We start from the raw sequence: 20,404 nt of genomic DNA on the forward strand, positions 1-20,404 counted from the left end.
TCTCCGGGCATCGACGCCCGGATGATTGAGTATCTAAATATATGCGTGTCTCGACCGTAGGAGACATCTCCCGGAGAGTCAATCACCCGCCTGCGGGCGCGTCGATACCGGTTTCTCGGAGCCTGGCCATTCAGTGCAGTTTCGTGCACTATGCTCGGGGAACGGGAGACCGAGGAGGAGCTCACGGCGGGAACGACACGGATCGACAGGATCCTCGAGGACAGCTTCGTCCACGAGGAGGTGTTCGCCCTCCGCCCCGACTGCCGGGCGATGCTCGTCGTGATCGAGGGGATCGCTCCGGCGGCAGGCGACGCGGAGAGCGAGGCGCTGCTCGTCCGCGCCGAGGAGCACGCCCGGCGCGTGGCCGCCGCCGGGCCGATCGAGGATGAGCCGCACATCGCGTCGTGGCGCGAGGCCTATCGGGCGTTCGGGGCGAAGCCGCAGCGCACGCGCAACAGCCTCGAAGCGCTCACCCGCCGTGCGGCGGATGCGCTGCCGCGAGTGAATCGCCTCACCGACGTGTACAATGCCGTCTCGGTCCTCCATGGGCTCCCGCTCGGCGGTGAGGATCTCGACCGGTACGTGGGTGCGCCGCGCCTCGTGCGCGCGACCGGGACGGAGCCCTTCGACACGGTGGCCGGCGGAGACCCGGTCGTCGAGCACCCCGACCCGGGTGAGGTCGTCTGGTGCGACGGCGAGGGCGTGACGTGCCGCCGATGGAACTGGCGTCAGGGCCGCCGCACGCGGCTGACCGACGGCACGCGCACGGCCCTGTTCATCCTCGACGCTCTCGCGCCGACGACGGATGCCGAGCTGGAGGCCGCCGCGGACGCGCTCGTCGGGCACCTCGGCGCGGGCGCGACGGTCGCGCGACGCCTGCTCGCGGGACCGGATTCCGCTCTCGGATGACGCTGCCCGCGGACGGCGTGAGGCGCACCGGGCCAGGGCGCAACCCCCTGTCGACATGCCGGCGCCCGTCGTAGCGTCGCTCCCGACATCGACGAGGGAGGACGCATGACCGGAACGCATGTGGAGACGTTCGCCAAGCGCGGGCAGTGGATCAGCCGGGTCGCCGGCGACAGCGCGCTCTCGCAGAGCTCGGCGAGCAGGGAGGAGGCCATCGAGGCCGGGCGTGCGCTCGCCGAGCGCCTCGGGGTGCCGCACCGGGTCGTCGACAGCGAGCCGACCGGGGTCGCGAGCGACGAGCAGAGCGAGGCCGACGCGGCCGAGGTGGCCGACGAGATGCTGCCGGACACCACCGACGAGCGGGGGATGCCGCTCGACAACCCCTCCGGCTGAGCCGCGCCGGCCTGCCCTGCGGGGGAATCGTCAGAGCGCGCGGAGTCGCTCGAGCAGCGGCTCCGCGATCTCGGCGAGGAAGCGCTCCTGCTGAGCGTCTCCCACCTGGACGATCGCGACATCCGTGAAGCCGGCATCGACGAACGGGCGCACGCTCTCCGCGAGGGCGTCGAGGTCGGGTCCGCACGCGATCGAGGCCGCGACGTCCTCGGGACGCACATACGCGCTGGCCCCCTCGAAGCCGGCGGGCGTGGGCAGGTCGGCGTTCACAGCCCAGCCGCCCGCGAACCAGCGGAACTGCTCGTGCGCTCGTGCGACGGCCGCGTCGCGGTCGGGGTCCCAGGAGATCGGGATCTGCCCGATCTTGCGGGATGCGCGGCCTCCCCGAGCCTCGTCCCAGGAGGCGAGGAGGTCGGCGTCGGGAGCGGTCGTGATGAGGTGGTCGGCGAGCGGTGCGAACTCCGCGACCGAGCTGTCTCCGGACACCGCGACGCCGATCGGCACGCCGCCGTCCGGGGCGTCCCACACGCGTGCGGAGTCGACGCGGAACCACTCGCCCTCGTAGGTCACGAGGTCGCCCGTGTGCAGCGCGCGGATGATCTCGATCGCGTCCGCGAGCATGTCCTGGCGCGCGTGAACGGCCGGCCATCCCTCGCCCACGACGTGCTCGTTGAGGTTCTCGCCCGATCCCAGTCCGAGCGTGAACCGCCCGTCCGAGAGCACCTGCATCGTCGCGGCCTTCTGCGCGACCACGGCGGGGTGGTACCGCATCGTGGGGCACGTCACATATGTCATGAGCTCGACGCGCGACGTGGCCTGGGCGACCGCGCCGAGCACCGTCCAGGCGTAGGGGGCGTGGCCCTGGCTCACGAGCCACGGGGAGTAGTGGTCGCTGCACGCGAGGTAGTCGTACCCCGCCGCCTCCGCGGCCTGCGCGTACGCGACGAGCTCTCGCGGGCCGCTCTGCTCGGTCATCAGCGTGTATCCGAAGCGCGTCATGTGGACCTCCTGTGTCGTCGGCTTCCCCCGCACACTAGGCGCGGGGGAAGGCCGCGAACAGGGGGTTGCCGCGGGCCGGGAGGTCCTCGATGATGCCCGCTCTCAGGCGGGCGCGATCTCCGCGACGAGGCTCTCGACGCGCGCCCGGATCTCGTCCCGGATCGGCCGGACCGCCTCGATGCCCTGCCCGGCCGGGTCGTCGAGCTGCCAGTCCTCGTAGCGCTTCCCCGGGAAGATCGGGCAGGCGTCGCCGCAGCCCATCGTGATGACCACGTCGGACTCCCGGACGGCGTCGACGGTCAGCACCTTCGGGGTGGCCGCCGAGATGTCGATGCCCTCCTCGGCCATGGCGGCGACGGCCACCGGGTTGATCTGGTCCTTGGGCTGCGAACCCGCGGAGAGCACGTCGACGCGGTCGCCCGCGAGCGCCTGCAGATAGCCCGCGGCCATCTGCGAGCGGCCCGCGTTGTGCACGCAGACGAAGAGGACAGCGGGGCGGGTGGTCTCGGTCATGGCTCCTCCGGGTCGGGTCGCCTCAAAGCATAGACCGTTGTCTATGTAATGGGAAGCAGGTCCCCGAGAAGACCGCGCACGCGGCGCTCGATCTCGTCGCGGATGGCCCGGACGCGCGGGAGCGGCTGGTCGGCGGGATCGTCGAGCGGCCAGTCGAGGTAGGTCTTGCCCGGGAGCACGGGGCACGCGTCGCCGCAGCCCATCGTGACGACGACGTCGGCCGCTCGCAGGGCCTCTGCCGTCAGCGGCTTGGGGAACTCGTCTCCCAGCGGCACCCCGATCTCGTCGAGCACCGCGACGACGTGCGCCTTGACCTCCTCGGCCGGCTCGGACCCGGCCGTGCGGGCGCGGACCCGGTCGCCGGCGAGATGCCGCAGGATCGCCGCGGCGAGCTGCGAGCGGCCCGCGTTGCGCACGCAGACGAAGAGCACCTCGGGCGCGCCGCGGTCGACGGATCGGGAGCGCGTGAGCGCATCGAGGCGCTCGACGGCGAGGGCCGACACCCGCGAGGCGAGGCGGGCCGGCGTGCGCTCCTGTCGGCGGAGGAGCTCATGGCTCGTCCGCACGAAGAGCGACACGGTCTCGGCGCCGTGCACGCCCTGGTACCGCTCGGTGAGATCCGCGGCGATGCGCTCGAGGTCCGGGCCGGCGGCGGGGGCATGGCCAACGAGGCCGATCACCTCATCGACGCGATCCGGTGCGAGCGAGAACCACGCCCGCCGTCCCTCCTGCCGCCGCTCGACGACGCCCGCCGACGCGAGCGCGCGCATATGGTGGCTGACGGTCGGCTGGCGCAGTCCGAGCTCGCCGGCGAGCTCGGTCACGCTCACGCGGCCCTCAGCGGAGTCGAGGATGAGCCGGATGATCCGGGCGCGCGTCGGGTCGGCGACCGTCGCGAGGACAGCGGGGGAGGTCGCGGCGGGCATGGATCGCAGTCTATGCCTCATGGGACCGAGCGGAGAGGGAGCGCCGGCGTCGGCCGGCGCCCCCTCGCGTCACTCCGCGTCGCTCACGGCCGAGCTGACGGCCGTCGGCGCGTCGTACTCGCGATCGGGGATGCGGCCGAGCGCATCGAGCACGGCGTCATCCGCGCCCGCGTCCCGCGCCGATGCGAGGATGTCCTCCTTGCTCGCGGGATAGTCGATGCCGCCCAGGAACTTCTGACGGGCCCACGACGACGGCGCCGATGCCGGCGCCCACGCACCCGGACGCGCGCTTCTACGGCACGACGGACGTCCCGAACACGGTCGAGCGGATCGCGGGCGCGGCGCAGGACAGGCTGCACCGCGAGTAGGCGCTCATCGGTCCGCCGTCTCGGCGAGGGCGGCCACCTCCGCGATGACCCGCGGATGCGCGAGCACCCGGAAGTGGCCGCCCGTCTCGAGCGCGACGTTGCGCGCACCGAGGAGCTCGCTGCCCTCGGGGATGTGCGGGTCGAAGCGCGCGTACACCGACACGATCCGCGCGTTGACCTCGGTCGCCTGCGCGAGCGCACGGAGGGCCGCGTCGCGCGGCGAGAATGCGCGGAGAGTGGGGGCGGCGAGGAAGCGCGCATAGCGCGAGCCGCCGAACGGCGTCGCGACCGCGACCATCCCGTGCACGCGCCGGGCGGCGGCCGGAAGCGACATCGCGCGCTTCCCGATGAGCCCGCCCTTGCTGTGCGCGACGAGGACGACGTCGCGCAGCTCGCGCGTCTCGAGGAGCTCGGCGACGAGGTCCGCTCCGGCCGAGAACGGCATGCGGTTGTGCCGGAGCGGCTCGACGACGTGCACGGGATGGCCGCGTGCGTGCAGGGCGACGACGAGCGGGGTGAGGAATCGCCACGACTCGTACACCCCGGGGATCACGACCACCGGTGCGAGGGAGCCCGAGCGGAACTCGGCCGCTGAGCGACGCCGCGTGAGGGCGCGCAACTGGGCGAGGGCCGCGTAGGCGTAGTCGGCCGCCCACCAGGCGAGCCGCCGCAGCGGCCCGATCACGGGCCCTCCGCGTCCCCCGCGCGCGACGGCTCCCGGTCGGCGGCGAGGAACGGCCGCAGCACGGCGGCGACGGCGCGGGGTGCGGTGTGCTGCACGAGGTGGGGCTGGCCGGCGATCTCGACGAGCCTGCCGTCCTGCGCGGCGTCGCGCAGGCGCACGCACCACGCCCGTCGGGCGACCGGGTCGCGCTCTCCGCGCGCGATGAGCAGCGGCCGACGGAGCGCGGTCACGCGCTCCTCCGGCCGGTACGCGAGCATGTGCGGGAGCTGGCGTAAGTACCAGCGCGGCCCGCAGCGCACGTAGTCGCTCAGCACGATCTCGTTCGCGGAGACGGTCTCGCGCAGGCAGTCGTGGGCGAGAGCCAGGGCCTGCCGCGCGGCGGAGCGACGCCGCTCGTCGACGACCGGCCCGATCGCGACGACGCGCGACACGAGGCCGGGGTGCCGGCAGGCGAGCTCGATCGCCCACTGCGTGCCCATCGAGTTGCCGACGACCGCGAACGGGCCGTCGCCGAGGCCAGCGACCACGTCGGCGAGCAGCTCGGCCATCGCGGGCACGTCGGGGGAATGCCCGGGACGCGGCAGGTCTCCGAAGCCCGGCATGTCGAGGACGTGCACGACGTCGTCTGCGGCGAGCACCTCGGCGAGCCGGGAGAAGGCGCGGTGCGAGATGCCGATCCCGTGCACGAGCACGATCGGCGGATGGCCGGAGCCGGGCCGCCCGCGCGTGCGCACGCGGAACGTCGCATCGGCCACGCGCACGAGTCGGTCGGTCGTCATGGACCCAGTCTCCCGTTCCGGGCGGACGGTGTCTCGGGGTTGACGCGGGCGGCCGGAGGCGGCGACCTCTCGATCGCGCGCCGCGCGTGCCACACGCGGAGGGGGTCCGTCAACCCTCGCGAAATCGGACGCGGGACGGTGTTGCATCGCCGGTGAATCCATCCGCAGCGGTAACGGAAAGGAAGTCCCCCATGTCTCAGTTCTCTGGTCAGGTGCCGACCGAGGCGGACAGCCGCCCCACGGGCGCCGTCGACACGGCGCGACAGGAGGCCGCCGACGTCACGGAGACGGCCAGGGCCGAGGCCGGCCACGTCGTCGACACCGCCAAGCAGGAGGCGTCGCATGTCGCCCACGAGGCGAAGGCGCAGCTCAAGGACGTCTACAGCCAGACGCAGCGCGAGCTGCGGGATCAGGCCGCCGCGCAGCAGCGGCGCGTCGCCGAGGGGCTCCGCTCGGTCGGCGACGAGCTCGAGTCGCTCGCAGCGGGCTCGGAGAATCCCGGCGTCGCGACGGACATCGTGCGCCAGGCCTCCACCCGTCTGAAGGGCGCGTCCACCTGGCTCGACGACCGCGACCCCGGCTCGCTCATGCACGAGGTCACCTCCTTCGCCCGCCGTCGCCCCGGCGTGTTCATCGCGGGCGCGCTGCTCGCGGGGCTCGCCGCCGGGCGCCTCACGCGCGCGCTGGCGGAGAGCGGTGCGGAGAGCGCGCAGGGCGCGTCGGCCGAGCGCGCGGCAGACGTCGCCGCGGCTCCGACAGCTCGCGCCGTGCCGGCCGCCGCACCGACGACGACCGCGGGCGACGGCACGCCGTCGGCGGCAGCCCCGGGCGGATACGGCGAGCCGGGCGCGCCGGTGTCGGACCCGCTCGCCACGCCGTCGGACCTTCCGCCGTCGCGCGAGGAGGGCACGCCCGTCTACGACCGCTCGCGCGCCGAGCGCGCGCGCCCGGGGGAGGGGATCGGGAATGACCTCTGACCAGCCGACCCCGTCGGAGCAGAAGGCGGCGACGACCTCGCTCGGCGACCTCCTGTCCGAGGTGACGAGCGACATGTCCCTGCTGATGAGGCAGGAGCTCGAGCTCGCCAAGGCGGAGCTGCGGGAGTCGGCGACCCGCGCGGGGAAGGGCGCCGGCCTGCTGAGCGGCGCAGCGTACTCCGCGCTCATGGCGGTGTTCTTCCTGTCCGTGGCGCTGTGGTGGGCCATCGGCCTGCTCACGGGCCTCGGGTGGTCGGCCGTCATCGTCGCCGTCCTCTGGGCGATCGCCGCGGCCGTGATGTTCGCGATCGGCCGCAAGGACCTGAAGAACGTGAAGGGCGCTCCGCAGACCGTGGAGTCGCTCAAGAAGATCCCCGGCGCTCTGGGGAGAGATGAGGAGAACCGATGACCGATTCACCCGACGCCATCCGCGCCGACATCGAGCGCACGCGCCGCGAGCTGGGCCGCGACGCCGACGCCCTCGTCGACAAGGTGACGCCTTCGAAGATCATGGACAGGCAGACGAGCAGGCTCAAGGGGGCCTTCGGATCGCTGCGCGAGCGCGTGATGGGAGCGGCCGACGACGCCGGCTCGAGCCTGCACGACGCCGGTGAGACGGTCGCCGACGCGACGCACCGCGCCGCGGCGAAGGCCGAGGGCAACCCCATGGCTGTCGGCCTCATCGCCTTCGGCGTGGGGCTGCTCGCCTCGTCGCTCATCCCCGCGTCCGGCAGGGAGAAGCGGATCGCGCAGGATGTCAGGGAGCAGGCTCAGCCGCTCGTCGACGAGGTCAAGGACGTCGCACAGGAGGTCGGCGCGCACCTCAGGGAGCCGGCCCAGCAGGCGGCGGAGTCGATCAGGGACACCGCGACCGAGGCCGCCGAGCATGTGAAGTCGGAGGCTCAGGGCTCGGCCGACGCCGTGGCCGGGCGCGCCCAGGAGGCGCGCGACAACGTGCAGGGAAGCTGACTCCGGCAGGACAGCGGGCGGGCTCCGCGGAGCCCGCCCGCTGTCCTGCGTCAGCCCGCGCCGAAGAGGAGCCCGATGAGGCTCCAGGCGCCGTACACGGCCAGCGAGGCGCCGCCGATCACCGCTGCGGCGGCGGCCGACCCCGCGACGATGAGCCACGTCCGCACGCGGGAGCGCGCGGGTGCGCGGCCGCGCTGCGCGATCGCGTCGGCCGACGACTCGGCGAGCGCTGCCGCCTTCGCGCTGCGCAGCTCGACCGGCGCGAGCGGCGAGCCCGTCCACTTCTCGACGCCCCACGCGGTCGCCCTCGCGGTCTGGTTCCTGAGGGTCGCACCCCAGCCGCCGGTCGGCGCGACGGCGGTGGCGCGCAGCCGCTGCGCCGCTGCCCGCGCGTGCTCGGCGTCGCGCAGCCCCGCCTGGGCGAGATCCGCCGCGAGGGCCTGCAGGCGCCGCCGCGCCCCCTTGCGGAGGCCCGCGTCGGAGGCGCGTGCCGCGATGCGGTGCATCGAGGTGCGCACGCCGTCGAGCGTCCGATGCGCGTCCGCGAGGTAGCGGGCCGCCTGGCGGTCGGGGCCGACGGACAGGAACGCGGACTCCTCGGCGAGAGCGTCGACGGCCTGGTCGAATGCGAAGACCGCGCGGCGCGCATCCTCGTCGCGGGGCCCGATCCGGTCGGGAAGCGCCATGCGTCCTCACCCTCCTCGAGACGTGCGTCCTGCCGACAGCTTACGAGGGCCCGTGCGCGGCGGGACGCCCGATACCCGAGGCCTCGCGATGTGGCAACCCCCGTGACGCGTCATCCGAGCGCGGCACACGATGGAGCCCAACCCAACGATCGGAAGGACACCCCCATGGCTCGCATCACGGAGAGCATCGATGTCGACGTCGACGTCACGACGGCGTACGACCAGTGGACGCAGTTCGAGACGTTCCCGCAGTTCCTGAGCTTCGTCGAGTCGATCCGGCAGATCGACGATGAGACGCTCGCCTGGAAGGTGAACATCGGCGGCGCCGAGCGCGAGTTCACCGCCAAGATCACCGAGCAGCACCCCGACGAGCGCGTCGCGTGGACGAGCGTCGCGGGTGAGGCGGATCACGCCGGCGTCGTGACCTTCCACCGGCTCGGCGACGCGAGCACGCGCGTGACCGTGCAGCTCGACTGGGAGCCGACGGACCTCACCGAGAAGGTCGGCGCCGCCCTCGGCATCGACGACCACGCCGTCAAGAAGGACCTGCGGAAGTTCAAGGAGTTCATCGAGTCCCGCGGCACCGAGACCGGTGCGTGGCGCGGCGACATCGACTGATCCGCGCAGATCGGCCCCCGCCGCTCCGGTGATCGGAGTGCGGGGGCCGTGTCGCGCCGTCAGTGCTTCTCGGGCGTCCGGATGTGCTCCTCGACGAGCTGGATGCCGCCGAGGGCGTTCGCGGAGACCGCGAGCTCCTCGAGCCACTCGCGGTTGAGCGTCGGAGCATCGGCCTCGTCGAACTCGAAGCGCAGCGGGATCGCGGGGTGGATCCAGATCGTGCTGCGGCCGCCCTCGCCCTCGTCGGGGTGTCGCCACGAGACCGAGAAGCTCTCGTCACGGCGCAGCTTGCTGATGATGACGACCTTGATGTGCGCGAGCGCACGGTCGTCGATGTGGATGGCGGAGGCGTTCGCGCCGTAGTAGAGCACTCCCATGGCGGTCACGCTAGACCGGGCCGTCGCGCACCGCTCGGCCCGCGCGGCCGCGCGGCAGACCGGTGGATAGGGCGCGCTCCCGCTCGTGGCGCGGGGGACGACCGCGACACACCGACGCGGGAGGCGCGCGCTTTTCCGACGATCGTCGGAAAAGCGCCGTCGCGGACCGCGAGGACGCCGGGGTGGGTGCGTCAAGGGCACGCGCCGGGCCGTCGCGTCGTCCTACCGTCGAGGGGAAGGACAGCGCCGCGTGCGCGCGGCGTGAGGTGAGCAGGACATGGCGGAGTGGCAGTGACGTCTCAGACGCGAGGATCGCGCGAAGGCATCGAGCACATCTCAGGGGACGCGACGTCAGGCGCTCGCGTCCACGTCTTCCGGAGGCTCCTCGACGACGAGCGCGCCGTGCGCGTGCGCGCGCTCGCCCAGGCGGCCGATCGCCGCTGGCTCGACCGCTCGGAGGGCCTCGTCGTCGCGCTCCTCGACACCGTCGGATCGGACGACGAGCGGCGCCGTCTCGCGACGGCGATCCAGTCCGACGGGCGCGGCGCGACGTGGCACGTCGGCGATCTGGCCGACCATCCGGTCCTCGTCGTCTCCCGGAGCAGGCTCGACGGCGACGTCGAGGACGTCCTCGCGTCGGCAGCTCACCGCCATGGCCATCCCGCCGCGCGCTTCGCGACCGCGGCCGTCGCGCCGGACGAGGACGACATCCGGCCCGCCGTGCGGGAGGCGCGGCTTCTCCTCGAAGACCCCGAACACGTCACGCCGGCGGGCATCCGGGCGCTCCTGGACGATCTCCCCGTGCCGATCGACCTCATCCGGCGCGCGTCGCCCGGTGCATTCGCGCTGTGGCGTGCGGGGGATCGCCAGCAGCTCGACACGGTCGAGGCGTATCTCGACGCGGGTGCGCGCGTCTCCGAGGCCTGCCGGCGGCTGCACCTCCATCGCACGACGCTCTACTACCGTCTCGAGAACCTGCCAGAGCCGGTCCGCGCGGAGCTCGCGGACGGCGTGCGCAGGAGCGTGCTCCACGTCGCGCTCAAGCTGCTTCGACGGCGCTCGGGGGCGGCCGAGGCCGCGCGCGTCACGGATGGATGATCGTCAGCAGCGAGTCGGGGTGATCCGGCACGATGAGGGTCTGCCAGGTCGCGCGCTGCCAGCCGTGCTCGGCGTCGTAGAAGAGGCTCGTGCCGAACGTGAGCTTCCGCGCCCGCTGGCGTGACCACAGCTCCCGGAAGGCGGGGTACCGGCGCCGCAGGAGCGCGAGCAGCTCCTGGAACCGCGGTTCGTCGGGCGCGGTGTGGAAGCGCATCGAGTCGACGAGGCGCGTCGCCGTCGCGCGCCATTCCTCGGCGGACGGCGCCTCGTGCTCGTGCTCGAAGACCTCGATCAGGAGGTTCCGCCCCTCGTCCAGGAATCCCTTCGCGATGCCCGCGCACGAGCGGTTCACGACGAGCACGTCGTGGACGCCGTTCGTGATGTACGCCGGGTGGGGCTCGACGAGGCGCAGGATGGCGAACGCGCCGGCCGGGAGGCCCTCGCGCGTCGACAGGGCCCGCGTCGCGCTCGTCTGCGCGAGCTGCTGGAAGTACTCGGTGGTGTCGGGATCCAGCTGCAGGGCGCGAGAGAGCGCCGAGACGACCTGAGGCGACGGGAGGTGCCCGTGCGCCTGCTCGAGGCGGATGTAGTAGTCGCGATTGATCCCGGCGAGCTCGGCGACCTCCTCACGGCGGAGGCCCGGAACGCGGCGGCCGTCGCCGCGGGGGATCCCGACGTCCTCGGGCTGCAGCTCTGCCCGGCGGCCGCGCAGCAGCTCGGCGATGAGGGCGTGGCGAAGGCTCATGGTGTCAGCATCCTCCCGCGGACGGTCCGGCGCGAGCGCGTCACGGTCGCGCGTCGCGCTCGGCGGAGGCGCCGATCGTGCGCAGCGCGTCGATGAGCGCCGCGACCTGGTTCCAGGAGAGGCCCTCGAGCAGGCGCGCCTCGGCCGCGACGAGGGTGCGCATGGCCGACTCGACGCGCTCGCGACCCGCGGGGAGGAGAGTGACGATGCGGCTGCGCTGGTCGGCAGGGTTGTCGGTGCGCGCGACGTAGCCGCGCTCCTCGAGGCGCTCGATCCGGTACGTGATCGTGCCGCTCGTCGCCGTCGTCCACGCGGCGAGCTGCGACGGCGTCATGGACAGGTCGTCGGGGGAGCGGCGGAGGAGGGAGAGGATGTCGAACTCCCATGCGCGCAGACCCGACGCGGAGAAGGCGGATTCGCGGACGCGCTGCAGATCGCGCGCCACGCGTCGCAGGCGCGACATCACGTCGAGAGGGGAGAGGTCCACGTCGGGGAGGATCGTCGACCACGCGTCAATGATGAGGTCCACCTCGTCATCGCCGGACTGTGAGATCTCCGTGCCTGCCACCTCCCACAGCATAGGACCGCGCGCCCTCCGATCCGCGTCACGACGCCCCGCGCGGATTTGTAAGGGATTTTAACGATTAGCTTGGCGCGGCATCCGCGAGCGTGTACCGTCATGCGCATCACAGCACGCGCACGCCCGAAGTGCGCCCCTTCCAGGAGGTACCGATGAAGTTCTTCCAGAGGCTCGGCAGGTCGTTCATGCTGCCGGTCGCCGTCCTCCCGATCGCCGCGATCCTGATGGGCGTCGGGTACTGGATCCAGAACGTCGCAGGCGACAACATCGCCGTGACGTTCCTCAACGGCGCGGGCGGTGCGCTGCTCGGCAACATGCCGATCCTCTTCGCGATCGGCGTCTCACTCGGCATGGCGACGAAGACCGACGGCACGTCGGCGCTCGCGGGGCTCGTCTCGTGGCTCACGATCACGACGCTCCTGAGCACCGACACCGTCGCCCTCTTCCAGGGGGTCGAGGCCGCTGAGGTCAACCCGGCCTTCGGCGTCATCAACAACGTCTTCGTCGGCATCATCGCGGGTCTCATCGGCGCGTTCGCGTACAACCGCTTCAAGGATGTCAAGCTGCCCGACGCCCTGGCCTTCTTCTCGGGCAAGCGCTCGGTCGCGATCGTCGCCGCCGGCATCTCGCTCCTCGTCGTGATCCTCCTCTTCTTCATCTGGCCGTTCGTCTACAGCGGTCTCGTCGCCTTCGGCGAGTTCATCGCGACGCTCGGCCCGGTGGGCGCGGGCATCTACGGCTTCATGAACCGCCTGCTCATCCCGCTCGGGCTGCACCACGCGCTGAACTCGGTGTTCTGGTTCGACGTGGCCGGCATCAACGACCTCAACAACTTCCTCTCGGGCACGGGCGAGTATGGCGTCACCGGCCAGTACATGACCGGGTTCTTCCCCGTGATGATGTTCGGCCTCCCCGGTGCGGCGCTCGCGATGTACGTCACCGCGAAGAGCACGCGCAAGAAGGTCGCCGCGGGCCTGCTGCTCTCGGGCGCGATCTCGTCGTTCGTCGTCGGCGTGACCGAGCCCCTCGAGTTCGCGTTCATGTTCCTCGCCCCGGTCCTCTACCTCATCCACGCCGTCTTCATGGGCATCTCGCTCGCCGTCAGCGCGATCCTCCCCGTCCGGATGGGCTTCGGATTCTCCGGCGGCGGGATCGACCTGCTCCTGGGATGGGTGAACCCGATGGCGCAGAACCCGTGGCTCATCCTCGTCATGGGCGTGTTCTGGTTCGTCGTCTACTTCCTCGTGTTCCGATTCGTCATCCTGCGGTTCAACCTGAAGACGCCGGGCCGCGAGGACGACGACGTCGCGCTCGACGGATCCGGCGCGACGACGGCCGACGGGGGCTATCTCGCGACGGCCGCGCGCTTCATCGACGCGCTCGGCGGGCGCGACAACATCGTGGAGCTCGAGAACTGCGCGACCCGGCTCCGGATGGAGCTGGGTGACGTCGCGAAGGCCGACGAGGCCGCGCTCAAGCGCGCGGGCGCGGCGGGCGTGATGAAGCCCGGCGGGCGCTCGTACCAGGTGATCTACGGCCTCAACGTGCAGTTCGTGAAGGACGCCATGGAGCAGATCATGTCGGGGCGCGCCGAGGCGCCGGCGCCGTCCGCGCCGACCGCCGAGCCGGTCGCGGCCCCGCCGCAGACGGCGACCGCGGTCGCCGCTCCCGCGACGGTGCGGCTGCGTCAGCCGATCGAGGGTGCCGTCGTGCCGCTCTCGTCGGTGCCCGACGCCACGTTCGCCGAGGGCATCATGGGCCCGGGCGTCGCGATCGAGCCGACCGGTGACACGGTCGTCGCCCCGGTCGACGCGACCGTCGGGCACGTCTTCGAGACGGGGCACGCGATCGCCCTCGTGCTCGACGACGGAACGGAGCTGCTCATCCACGTCGGCATCGACACCGTCGCGATGAAGGGCGAGGGCTTCCAGTCCCTCGTCGAGGCCGGGGCGCGTGTGACCGCGGGGACCCCGCTGCTGCGCGTCGACCTCGACCGCATCCGCGCGGCCGGCCATCCCACCGTGACGCCCGTGATCGTCCTCAACAACGAGAGCGCCGTGATCGAGCTCATCTGACCGCGACCCGCGCGAGGCGCCCCGCAGGCACGCCTGCGGGGCGCCTCGCCGTCTGCGCGCGCCTCGTGTTCCCACGTTGCAAAGCAGGTGGTCGACAGGCAGGATGACCCGGGCGCCCGTCGTGCTTGACACGACCCCCGAGAGTGCGCCTATGATGCCAGAAACCGGTTTCTCCGGTTCTCGTCCTCGCAACGACGCGAAAGGGAAGACAGTGAGCGCATCACGTGTGGAGATGAGCCGTCGGACACTCCTCGGTCTCGGACTGGGCGCCACGGCGCTCATGCTGGCCGGCTGCAACCGCTTCGGCATCAGCACCGAGCCGTCGACGGCGGCGTCCACGCTCAACATGATCTGGTGGGGCGACGCGGCCCGCGCCGAGGCGACGGAGGCGATGCTCGCGGTCTTCACGAAGGAGCACGACGGCCTCACGATCAAGACCGAGTACCAGGACTCTGGCCCCTACGCCGACAAGATGGCGACCCGCTTCGCGGCCGGCGACATCCCCGACCTGTTCAACCAGCGCCGCGACAGCCTGCGCGAGTACGCCGACCGCGGCGCGCTGCTCGACCTCAACCAGCACCTCGACGTGCTGAACCTCGACGACGTCCCCAAGACGGCGCCGCTCGGCGTCGTGGGCGACGCGCTCTACGGCATCCCCGCGGGCCTCAACGCGGTCGGCTTCGTCATCAACCGGAACCTCACCGACCAGTACGGCGTCGAGATCCCCGACGGCGACACGTGGTCGTGGGACGACCTCTGGGCGTTCAGCAAGGCGGTCACCGACGCGTCGGGCGGTCAGGTCTACGGCGTCGACATGGCCTTCGACACCGTGCAGAACCTCGTCGTCTTCGTGCGTCAGACGGGTGAGGAGCTCTACAACGAGGACGGCTCGTTCGGCGCGAGCGAGAAGACGCTCACGGACTGGTTCGCGATGTCGGTCGAGCAGCGCGCGGCCGGCGCGCTCGCCCCGGCCGGGCACATCGAGACGGTCGGCAGCTCGGCCGAGCAGTCGCCGCTCGCCGCCGGTCTCGTCGCGGGGCAGGTCATCCCGACGAACAACCTCAAGGCCTACAACGACGCGTCGGGCGGCGCGCTCGAGCTGCTGCGCATGCCGGGCGAGGTCCAGGGCGCTCGGCGCGGCATGTCGATCGACACGTCGATGTACTGGTCGATCGGCCAGGAGTCGCCGAATCAGGAGATGGCGCTCGAGCTGCTCGACTTCATCGTCAACAGCGTCGAGGGCAACGAGGCCGTCGGCGCGACCCGCGGCCTTCCGGCGAGCACGGTCGTGGCGGAGGCGATCGCGGACTCCCTCACCCCCGAGGACCAGCGCTCGATCGCGTACATCACGGCCCTCGCCGAGGAGGAGCTGCCGGACTCGCGCCCCGACCCCATCGGAGGCCAGGCCGTGCAGGATGCGCTGACCGACATCGCGACCGAGGTCACCTTCGGCCGCATCACGGCTCAGGAGGCCGCGAAGCAGGTCATGGCCGCGGCGAGCGAAGCCCTCGGGCAGGCCTGACGATGGTCGCCACCGTGGATGCGCCGCCCCGCGGCGAGCGCACCCTTCCGCCGACGGCGCCGGTCGTGCGCCGTCGGCGGAAGCCGACGAGGGCCGGCCGGATCGACTGGTCCGGCTACCTCTTCCTCATCCCGTGGTACGGCGGGATGCTCCTCACGATCATCCCGTTCGGCGCCTCGCTGTACCTCGCTTTCACCGACTACAACCTCCTGAACGCCCCCATCTTCGTGGGCTTCGAGAACTTCGCCGAGATGCTCTCGGATCCCCGGGTCGGGCAGTCGCTCATCGTGACCTTCGTCTACACGTTCGTGTCGGTTCCGCTGTCGCTCGTCGCGGCGCTCGGCGTCGCGATGGCGCTCAACCAGGGTCTGCGCGGCCTCTCGTTCTACCGCGCGATCTACTACCTGCCCTCCCTGCTGGGGTCGAGCGTCGCGATCGTGATGCTGTGGCGCGAGCTGTTCGGCACGCGCGGCGTCGTGAACACGGCGCTCGGCTGGCTCGGGATCGACGGCCCCGCCTGGGTGTCCGATCCCGACACCGCACTCAGCGTGCTCATCATGCTGAACATCTGGACGTTCGGGTCGCCCATGGTGATCTTCCTCGCGGCACTCCGGCAGGTGCCCGCCATGTACTACGAGGCCGCGGCGGTCGACGGAGCGACGAAGTGGTGGCAGTTCCGCTACATCACCGTGCCGCTCATCAGCCCGATCATCTTCTTCAACCTCGTCCTGTCGATCATCGGGTCGCTGCAGACCTTCACGCAGGGCTACGTCATGAGCAACGGGTCGGGCGGCCCGGCCGGATCGACGCTCTTCTTCAATCTCAACCTCTACATCGAGGGATTCGGACGCTTCAACATGGGATACGCGTCGGCGCTCGCGTGGCTGCTGCTGCTCATCATCGCCGCGCTCACCGCGGTCAACTTCATCGCCCAGAAGCACTGGGTGTTCTACGAGGACGCGGAGGAGCGATGACCGTCACCGAGGTCCAGACCGTCGTCCGGCCCCGTCGCTGGAGCCGGCCCCCGCAGGATGTCCGCGCGGTCGGCCGCCGTCGCGCGACCGCCCGCTCGCGCTTCCTCCGGCACGTCGTGATCGCGGGGGTGGGGCTCTTCATGCTCTACCCGCTGCTGTGGATGCTCTCGAGCTCCTTCAAGCCCGACGACAGGATCTTCACCGAGCAGGGCCTGTGGCCCGCCGAGTGGGATCTCGCGAACTACACGGACGGCTGGAACGCCCTCGAGCATCCGTTCGACGTGTACCTCGTGAACTCGCTCATCATCGTGGTCCTCAGCATCATCGGCACCCTCGTGTCCACCGCGCTCGCGGCGTTCGCGTTCGCCCGGCTGAACTTCCCGGGGCGGCGCCTCATGTTCGCGCTCACGCTGGGAACGCTCATGCTCCCTGGCCACGTGCTGCTCATCCCGCAGTACATCATCTTCGCCGAGCTCGGGTGGGTGAACACGTACCTGCCGCTCGTCGTGCCGCACTTCCTCGCATCGAACGCGTTCTACACGTTCCTCATGGTGCAGTTCATGCGCGCGCTGCCGCGGGAGCTCGACGACGCCGCGCGCATCGACGGATGCGGGACCTTCGGCATCTTCTGGCGGATCATCCTCCCGCTGTGCACGCCCGCGTTCGCGACGACGGCGATCTTCACCTTCATCGCGACCTGGAACGACTTCTTCTCGCCGCTCATCTACATCACGGACACCGACCTGTACCCGGTGCCGCTCGCGCTGCGCCAGTTCATGGACTCGGAGGGCCAGGCGTCGTGGGGGCCGATGTTCGCGATGTCGGTCGTGTCGCTCCTGCCGATCGTCGGGTTCTTCATCGCGGGTCAGAAGTACCTCGTCCAGGGCATCGCGACGACCGGGCTCAAGTGAGCATCGACACGGCGAGGGAGCGGTCGTAGCATCGCCCACAAGGAGGCGCTTCGCGTCCACCGGGTCGGCCGTCGGCTCGCGCGAAGCGCAGGGAGCGAGCTGACATGGACATGAAGACCATGACCGACATGATGGCCGATTCGGACACGATGATGCCGATGGACCACGACGTCATGCAGGCCTGCATGGAGGCGTGCATGGCGTGCGAGCAGGCGTGCACGATGGCCGCCGACATGGAGTCGGGCGCCGAGATGTCGATGTGCCGCAGCATGTGCATGAGCTGCGCCGACATGTGCCACACGATGATGCGCATGATGCTCCGCCCCATGGGCATGCACATGGGCGCGATGATGGCCATGCACGAGGCGATGAAGACCATGGCGATGGCGTGCTACGACGAGTGCATGAAGCACGCCGAGACGAGCGAGGCGATGCGGATGTGCGCTCAGGCGTGCATGGACTGCGCGAACGCGTGCGACGCCATGATGAAGAGCATGAGCTCGGCCTCGATGTGAGGCGCGGCGGGCCGGATGCGACGGGCGCGGCTCAGCCGCGCTCGTCGCGCACGTTCAGCCACCTGCCCGCTGCCGAGAGCACGTGGTAGCCGGCGTGCAGGGCGACGGGCTCGCCGGGCGCCACGATCGACGCCAGCGGCGCGTGGTGCCACACGCGCGTCAGCGCGCGACCCTCGAGATCGCGCAGCTCGAGCCATCCGTCGGCGTCCACGGCGCCCGCGATCGCGTCGATCCAGCGGCTCGGGGTCGCGGCGACGATGCGCCGCTGGATGAGGTGCATGTCGTGACCCGGTCCGACCTCGGCGCAGAGGGCGCCGGCCTCGTGCAGGCACACGACGGTGTGCTCGGCGGAGACGCTGAGGGGGCTGGTCACGGGATGCTCCTGTCGACGGGTGCGGTCGGGCGTTTCGACCACGGTACGGTCCCTCGCCGCGCCCGTCACGCCGCCGTGTAACGCAGGGAAACCCGCCGTAGCATGGCGGAATGGCGAAGAGGGCACCCCGGGCGGACATCGACGAGACGCGGCTGGTCGTCGGGGAGCGGGAGACCTCCGCGGTCGGCGTGCCGGGCGTGTACCACGCGATGAAGACGTCGCTCGAGCAGATGGGCGTCGTCCGGAGCGCGCGGACGCTCCTGCGCGTGAATCAGAAGGACGGCTTCGACTGCCCCGGCTGCGCATGGCCAGAGGAGGACAGGCGCCATGTCGCGGAGTTCTGCGAGAACGGCGCGAAGGCGGTGGCCGAGGAGGCGACGCTGCGCCGCATCGAGCCGTCGTTCTTCGCCGCGCACTCGGTCGACGAGCTCCGCGGCCACGATGACTGGTGGCTCGGCCAGCAGGGCCGCCTGACGACCCCGATGGTGCTCGACGAGGGCGCGACGCACTACCGGGAGGCGGGGTGGGAGGAGGCCCTCGATCTCGTCGCGGGCGCGCTGGCAGGCCTGGACGACCCGGACGAGGCGGTCTTCTACACCTCGGGGCGCACATCGAACGAGGCGGCCTTCCTCTATCAGCTGCTCGTGCGGGGGCTCGGCACGAACAACCTCCCCGACTGCTCGAACATGTGCCACGAGTCCAGCGGGTCGGCGCTCACGGAGACGATCGGCATCGGCAAGGGGACCGTCTCGATCGAGGACATCCACGAGGCCGACCTGCTCATCGTGGCGGGGCAGAACCCCGGCACGAACCACCCCCGGATGCTGTCGGCCCTCGAGAAGGCGAAGCGGCGCGGCGCGACGATCATCGCCGTCAACCCGCTGCCCGAGGCCGGGCTCATCCGGTTCCGCAATCCGCAGACCCCGCACGGGCTCGTGCTCGGCGGCACGCGCATCGCCGACGAGTTCCTGCAGATCCGGCTCGGCGGCGACCAGGCGCTGTTCCAGGGCATCGGCAAGCACCTGCTCGAGCGCGAGGCGGAGGAGGGCGGCGTCCTCGACCGGGCCTTCATCGAGGGCTTCACCACGGGCTTCGACGCGTACGCCGCGGCGGTCGCGGAGGTCGGCTGGCCGCAGATCGAGGAGGCGACGGGGCTCGACGAGCGGACGATCCGGGCGACGGCGGAGCGCGTGCGGCGCTCGCGCGGCACGATCGTCTGCTGGGCGATGGGCCTCACGCAGCACAAGCACTCCGTCGCGACGCTGCGCGACGTCGTCAACGTGCTGCTCCTGCGCGGCGACATCGGGCGTCCCGGAGCGGGCGTCTGCCCCGTGCGCGGCCACTCGAACGTGCAGGGCGACCGGACGATGGGCATCTACGAGAAGCCGTCCGAGACGTTCCTCGCGGCGCTCGACGCCGAGTTCGGGTTCCGCGCCCCGCGCGCGCACGGGCACGACACGGTGGCGGCGATCCGCGCGATGCGGGACGGACGCGTGCGGGTGTTCCTCGGGATGGGCGGCAACTTCGTCTCGGCGACGCCCGACACCGCCGTCGTCGAGGCGGCGATGTCGCGCGTCGACCTCACCGTGCACGTGTCCACCAAGCTCAACCGGTCGCACGTCGTGCACGGCCGCCGTGCAGTCATCCTGCCGACGCTCGGCCGCACCGACCGCGACCGCCGCGGGCGCGGCGAGCAGCGCGTGACCGTCGAGGACTCGATGGGCGCTGTGCACGCCTCGCGCGGACGCCTGGCCCCGCCGAGCGGCGACCTGCTCAGCGAGGTCGCGATCATCGCGCGCCTCGCGGAGCGCGTGTTCGCGGACCGGCCGAACGCGCCTCGTGCCGACTGGCGCGCGCTCGAGGACGACTACGCGCGCGTGCGCGCGCACATCGCGCGCGTCGTGCCCGGGTTCGACGACTACGAGCGCCGCATCGAGATGGGCCGCACCTTCCTGCTGCCGAACGGGCCGCGCGACGCGCGCCGCTTCGACACCCCGACGGGGCGGGCGGTGTTCACGGCGAATGCGCTCGAGCACCCGCGCATCCCGGAGGGGCGGCTGCTGCTGCAGACCCTCCGCTCGCACGATCAGTACAACACCACGGTCTACGGCCACGACGACCGCTATCGCGGCATCCGCGGCGGGCGTCGCGTCGTCTTCGCGCACGCCGACGACATCCGCGCGCTCGGGTTCGCGGAGGGAGACATCGTCGATCTCGTCTCGGAGTGGGATGGCCCGCTCGGCCGCGAGGAGCGTCGCGCCGAGGCGTTCCGGCTCGTCGCCTACGACACGCCGCGCGGCAATGCGGCCGCGTACTACCCCGAGACGAACGTCCTCGTGCCGCTCGACTCGGTCGCCGACACGAGCGGGACCCCCACGTCGAAGGCCGTCGTCGTGCGGCTCGAGGCGCGCTGAG

Annotated in this window: 24 protein-coding genes; 13 read left to right on the top strand and 11 right to left on the bottom strand. The window is 71.6% G+C overall.

Annotated features, from left to right (window positions below; translation table 11 throughout):
• Positions 1-150 precede the first annotated feature (150 nt).
• Positions 151-909 (top strand): B3/B4 domain-containing protein, encoded by a 759-nt coding sequence (locus tag ACWXWW_RS01645; protein WP_455968381.1) that lies wholly within the window; start codon positions 151-153, stop codon positions 907-909.
• 105 nt (positions 910-1,014) lie between these two features.
• Positions 1,015-1,299: a DUF2188 domain-containing protein gene (locus ACWXWW_RS01650; protein WP_282977861.1), complete on the top strand. Its 285-nt coding sequence runs from the start codon at positions 1,015-1,017 to the stop codon at positions 1,297-1,299.
• A gap of 30 nt (positions 1,300-1,329) precedes the next feature.
• On the opposite strand, the gene ACWXWW_RS01655 is transcribed toward ACWXWW_RS01650, so the two are convergent.
• The 6 genes from ACWXWW_RS01655 to ACWXWW_RS01680 form a co-directional block, all read right to left on the bottom strand.
• Positions 1,330-2,298: a TIGR03557 family F420-dependent LLM class oxidoreductase gene (locus ACWXWW_RS01655; RefSeq protein WP_455968382.1), complete on the bottom strand. Its 969-nt coding sequence runs from the start codon at positions 2,296-2,298 to the stop codon at positions 1,330-1,332.
• Between the two features lie 102 nt (positions 2,299-2,400).
• Complete coding sequence (locus ACWXWW_RS01660) at positions 2,401-2,811, bottom strand: arsenate reductase ArsC (RefSeq protein WP_455968383.1); 411 nt, start codon at positions 2,809-2,811, stop codon at positions 2,401-2,403.
• 41 nt (positions 2,812-2,852) lie between these two features.
• Positions 2,853-3,737 carry a metalloregulator ArsR/SmtB family transcription factor gene (locus ACWXWW_RS01665; protein ID WP_455968384.1) on the bottom strand — a complete coding sequence of 295 codons (885 nt, stop codon included), beginning with the start codon at positions 3,735-3,737 and terminating at the stop codon, positions 2,853-2,855.
• A 69-nt stretch (positions 3,738-3,806) separates the two neighbouring features.
• On the bottom strand, positions 3,807-3,965 hold the full coding sequence (locus tag ACWXWW_RS01670) for a DUF2795 domain-containing protein (RefSeq protein ID WP_455968545.1): 159 nt from the start codon (positions 3,963-3,965) through the stop codon (positions 3,807-3,809).
• A 144-nt stretch (positions 3,966-4,109) separates the two neighbouring features.
• Entirely contained in the window at positions 4,110-4,790 is a 681-nt protein-coding gene (locus ACWXWW_RS01675) for an esterase/lipase family protein (RefSeq protein ID WP_455968386.1), read from the bottom strand.
• Entirely contained in the window at positions 4,787-5,569 is a 783-nt protein-coding gene (locus ACWXWW_RS01680) for an alpha/beta fold hydrolase (protein WP_455968387.1), read from the bottom strand. Before ACWXWW_RS01680 ends, ACWXWW_RS01675 begins: the two co-directional genes overlap by 4 nt.
• A gap of 191 nt (positions 5,570-5,760) precedes the next feature.
• On the opposite strand from ACWXWW_RS01680, the gene ACWXWW_RS01685 reads away from it, so the two are divergent.
• From ACWXWW_RS01685 to ACWXWW_RS01695, 3 genes are read left to right on the top strand one after another with little or no spacing between them, the layout of a single operon-like run.
• Positions 5,761-6,546 carry a hypothetical protein gene (locus ACWXWW_RS01685; RefSeq protein WP_455968389.1) on the top strand — a complete coding sequence of 262 codons (786 nt, stop codon included), beginning with the start codon at positions 5,761-5,763 and terminating at the stop codon, positions 6,544-6,546.
• A complete protein-coding gene (locus ACWXWW_RS01690) occupies positions 6,536-6,955 on the top strand; it encodes a phage holin family protein (RefSeq protein WP_271171964.1) in 420 nt (139 codons plus the stop codon). The genes ACWXWW_RS01685 and ACWXWW_RS01690 overlap by 11 nt, the downstream gene beginning before the upstream one ends.
• Positions 6,952-7,515: a DUF3618 domain-containing protein gene (locus tag ACWXWW_RS01695; protein ID WP_271171963.1), complete on the top strand. Its 564-nt coding sequence runs from the start codon at positions 6,952-6,954 to the stop codon at positions 7,513-7,515. The genes ACWXWW_RS01690 and ACWXWW_RS01695 overlap by 4 nt, the downstream gene beginning before the upstream one ends.
• Before the next feature lie 50 nt (positions 7,516-7,565).
• On the opposite strand, the gene ACWXWW_RS01700 is transcribed toward ACWXWW_RS01695, so the two are convergent.
• The gene (locus ACWXWW_RS01700; protein WP_455968391.1) at positions 7,566-8,201 is read right to left on the bottom strand and encodes a hypothetical protein; all 636 of its coding nucleotides are present in this window, start codon (positions 8,199-8,201) and stop codon (positions 7,566-7,568) included.
• Positions 8,202-8,366: 165 nt separating this feature from the next.
• Here ACWXWW_RS01700 and ACWXWW_RS01705 point away from each other — a divergent pair, with 165 nt between their 5' ends.
• Positions 8,367-8,819, top strand: coding sequence for an SRPBCC family protein (locus tag ACWXWW_RS01705; protein ID WP_271171961.1), 453 nt, complete (start codon positions 8,367-8,369; stop codon positions 8,817-8,819).
• Between the two features lie 59 nt (positions 8,820-8,878).
• Here ACWXWW_RS01705 and ACWXWW_RS01710 read toward each other — a convergent pair whose 3' ends face one another.
• Positions 8,879-9,196, bottom strand: a complete 318-nt coding sequence (locus ACWXWW_RS01710) for a DUF7882 family protein (protein WP_282977830.1) — start codon at positions 9,194-9,196, stop codon at positions 8,879-8,881.
• Positions 9,197-9,487: 291 nt separating this feature from the next.
• Here ACWXWW_RS01710 and ACWXWW_RS01715 point away from each other — a divergent pair, with 291 nt between their 5' ends.
• A complete protein-coding gene (locus ACWXWW_RS01715) occupies positions 9,488-10,294 on the top strand; it encodes a helix-turn-helix domain-containing protein (protein ID WP_455968393.1) in 807 nt (268 codons plus the stop codon).
• Here ACWXWW_RS01715 and ACWXWW_RS01720 read toward each other — a convergent pair.
• Positions 10,281-11,039 carry a helix-turn-helix domain-containing protein gene (locus ACWXWW_RS01720; protein WP_271171958.1) on the bottom strand — a complete coding sequence of 253 codons (759 nt, stop codon included), beginning with the start codon at positions 11,037-11,039 and terminating at the stop codon, positions 10,281-10,283. The two genes, ACWXWW_RS01715 and ACWXWW_RS01720, sit on opposite strands and share 14 nt — an antisense overlap.
• Positions 11,040-11,079: 40 nt before the next feature.
• Positions 11,080-11,607, bottom strand: a complete 528-nt coding sequence (locus ACWXWW_RS01725) for a MarR family winged helix-turn-helix transcriptional regulator (RefSeq protein WP_271171957.1) — start codon at positions 11,605-11,607, stop codon at positions 11,080-11,082.
• 164 nt (positions 11,608-11,771) lie between these two features.
• Between ACWXWW_RS01725 and nagE the strand changes: the two genes are divergently transcribed.
• From nagE to ACWXWW_RS01750, 5 genes are all read left to right on the top strand, one after another.
• Positions 11,772-13,694 carry an N-acetylglucosamine-specific PTS transporter subunit IIBC gene (nagE, locus tag ACWXWW_RS01730; RefSeq protein ID WP_455968394.1) on the top strand — a complete coding sequence of 641 codons (1,923 nt, stop codon included), beginning with the start codon at positions 11,772-11,774 and terminating at the stop codon, positions 13,692-13,694.
• Between the two features lie 232 nt (positions 13,695-13,926).
• Positions 13,927-15,216: an ABC transporter substrate-binding protein gene (locus ACWXWW_RS01735; RefSeq protein ID WP_271171955.1), complete on the top strand. Its 1,290-nt coding sequence runs from the start codon at positions 13,927-13,929 to the stop codon at positions 15,214-15,216.
• Positions 15,217-15,218: 2 nt separating this feature from the next.
• Entirely contained in the window at positions 15,219-16,190 is a 972-nt protein-coding gene (locus ACWXWW_RS01740) for a carbohydrate ABC transporter permease (protein WP_455968396.1), read from the top strand.
• Positions 16,187-17,101 (top strand): carbohydrate ABC transporter permease, encoded by a 915-nt coding sequence (locus ACWXWW_RS01745; protein WP_282977825.1) that lies wholly within the window; start codon positions 16,187-16,189, stop codon positions 17,099-17,101. Before ACWXWW_RS01740 ends, ACWXWW_RS01745 begins: the two co-directional genes overlap by 4 nt.
• Before the next feature lie 104 nt (positions 17,102-17,205).
• Positions 17,206-17,616: a hypothetical protein gene (locus tag ACWXWW_RS01750; RefSeq protein ID WP_282977824.1), complete on the top strand. Its 411-nt coding sequence runs from the start codon at positions 17,206-17,208 to the stop codon at positions 17,614-17,616.
• Positions 17,617-17,647: 31 nt separating this feature from the next.
• Here ACWXWW_RS01750 and ACWXWW_RS01755 read toward each other — a convergent pair whose 3' ends face one another.
• Complete coding sequence (locus tag ACWXWW_RS01755; RefSeq protein ID WP_455968398.1) at positions 17,648-17,989, bottom strand: hypothetical protein; 342 nt, start codon at positions 17,987-17,989, stop codon at positions 17,648-17,650.
• A gap of 110 nt (positions 17,990-18,099) precedes the next feature.
• On the opposite strand from ACWXWW_RS01755, the gene ACWXWW_RS01760 reads away from it, so the two are divergent.
• Complete coding sequence (locus tag ACWXWW_RS01760) at positions 18,100-20,403, top strand: FdhF/YdeP family oxidoreductase (RefSeq protein WP_455968399.1); 2,304 nt, start codon at positions 18,100-18,102, stop codon at positions 20,401-20,403.
• Position 20,404: the final 1 nt, after the last annotated feature.

The sequence above is a fragment of the Microbacterium sp. KNMS genome, assembly GCF_053851835.1.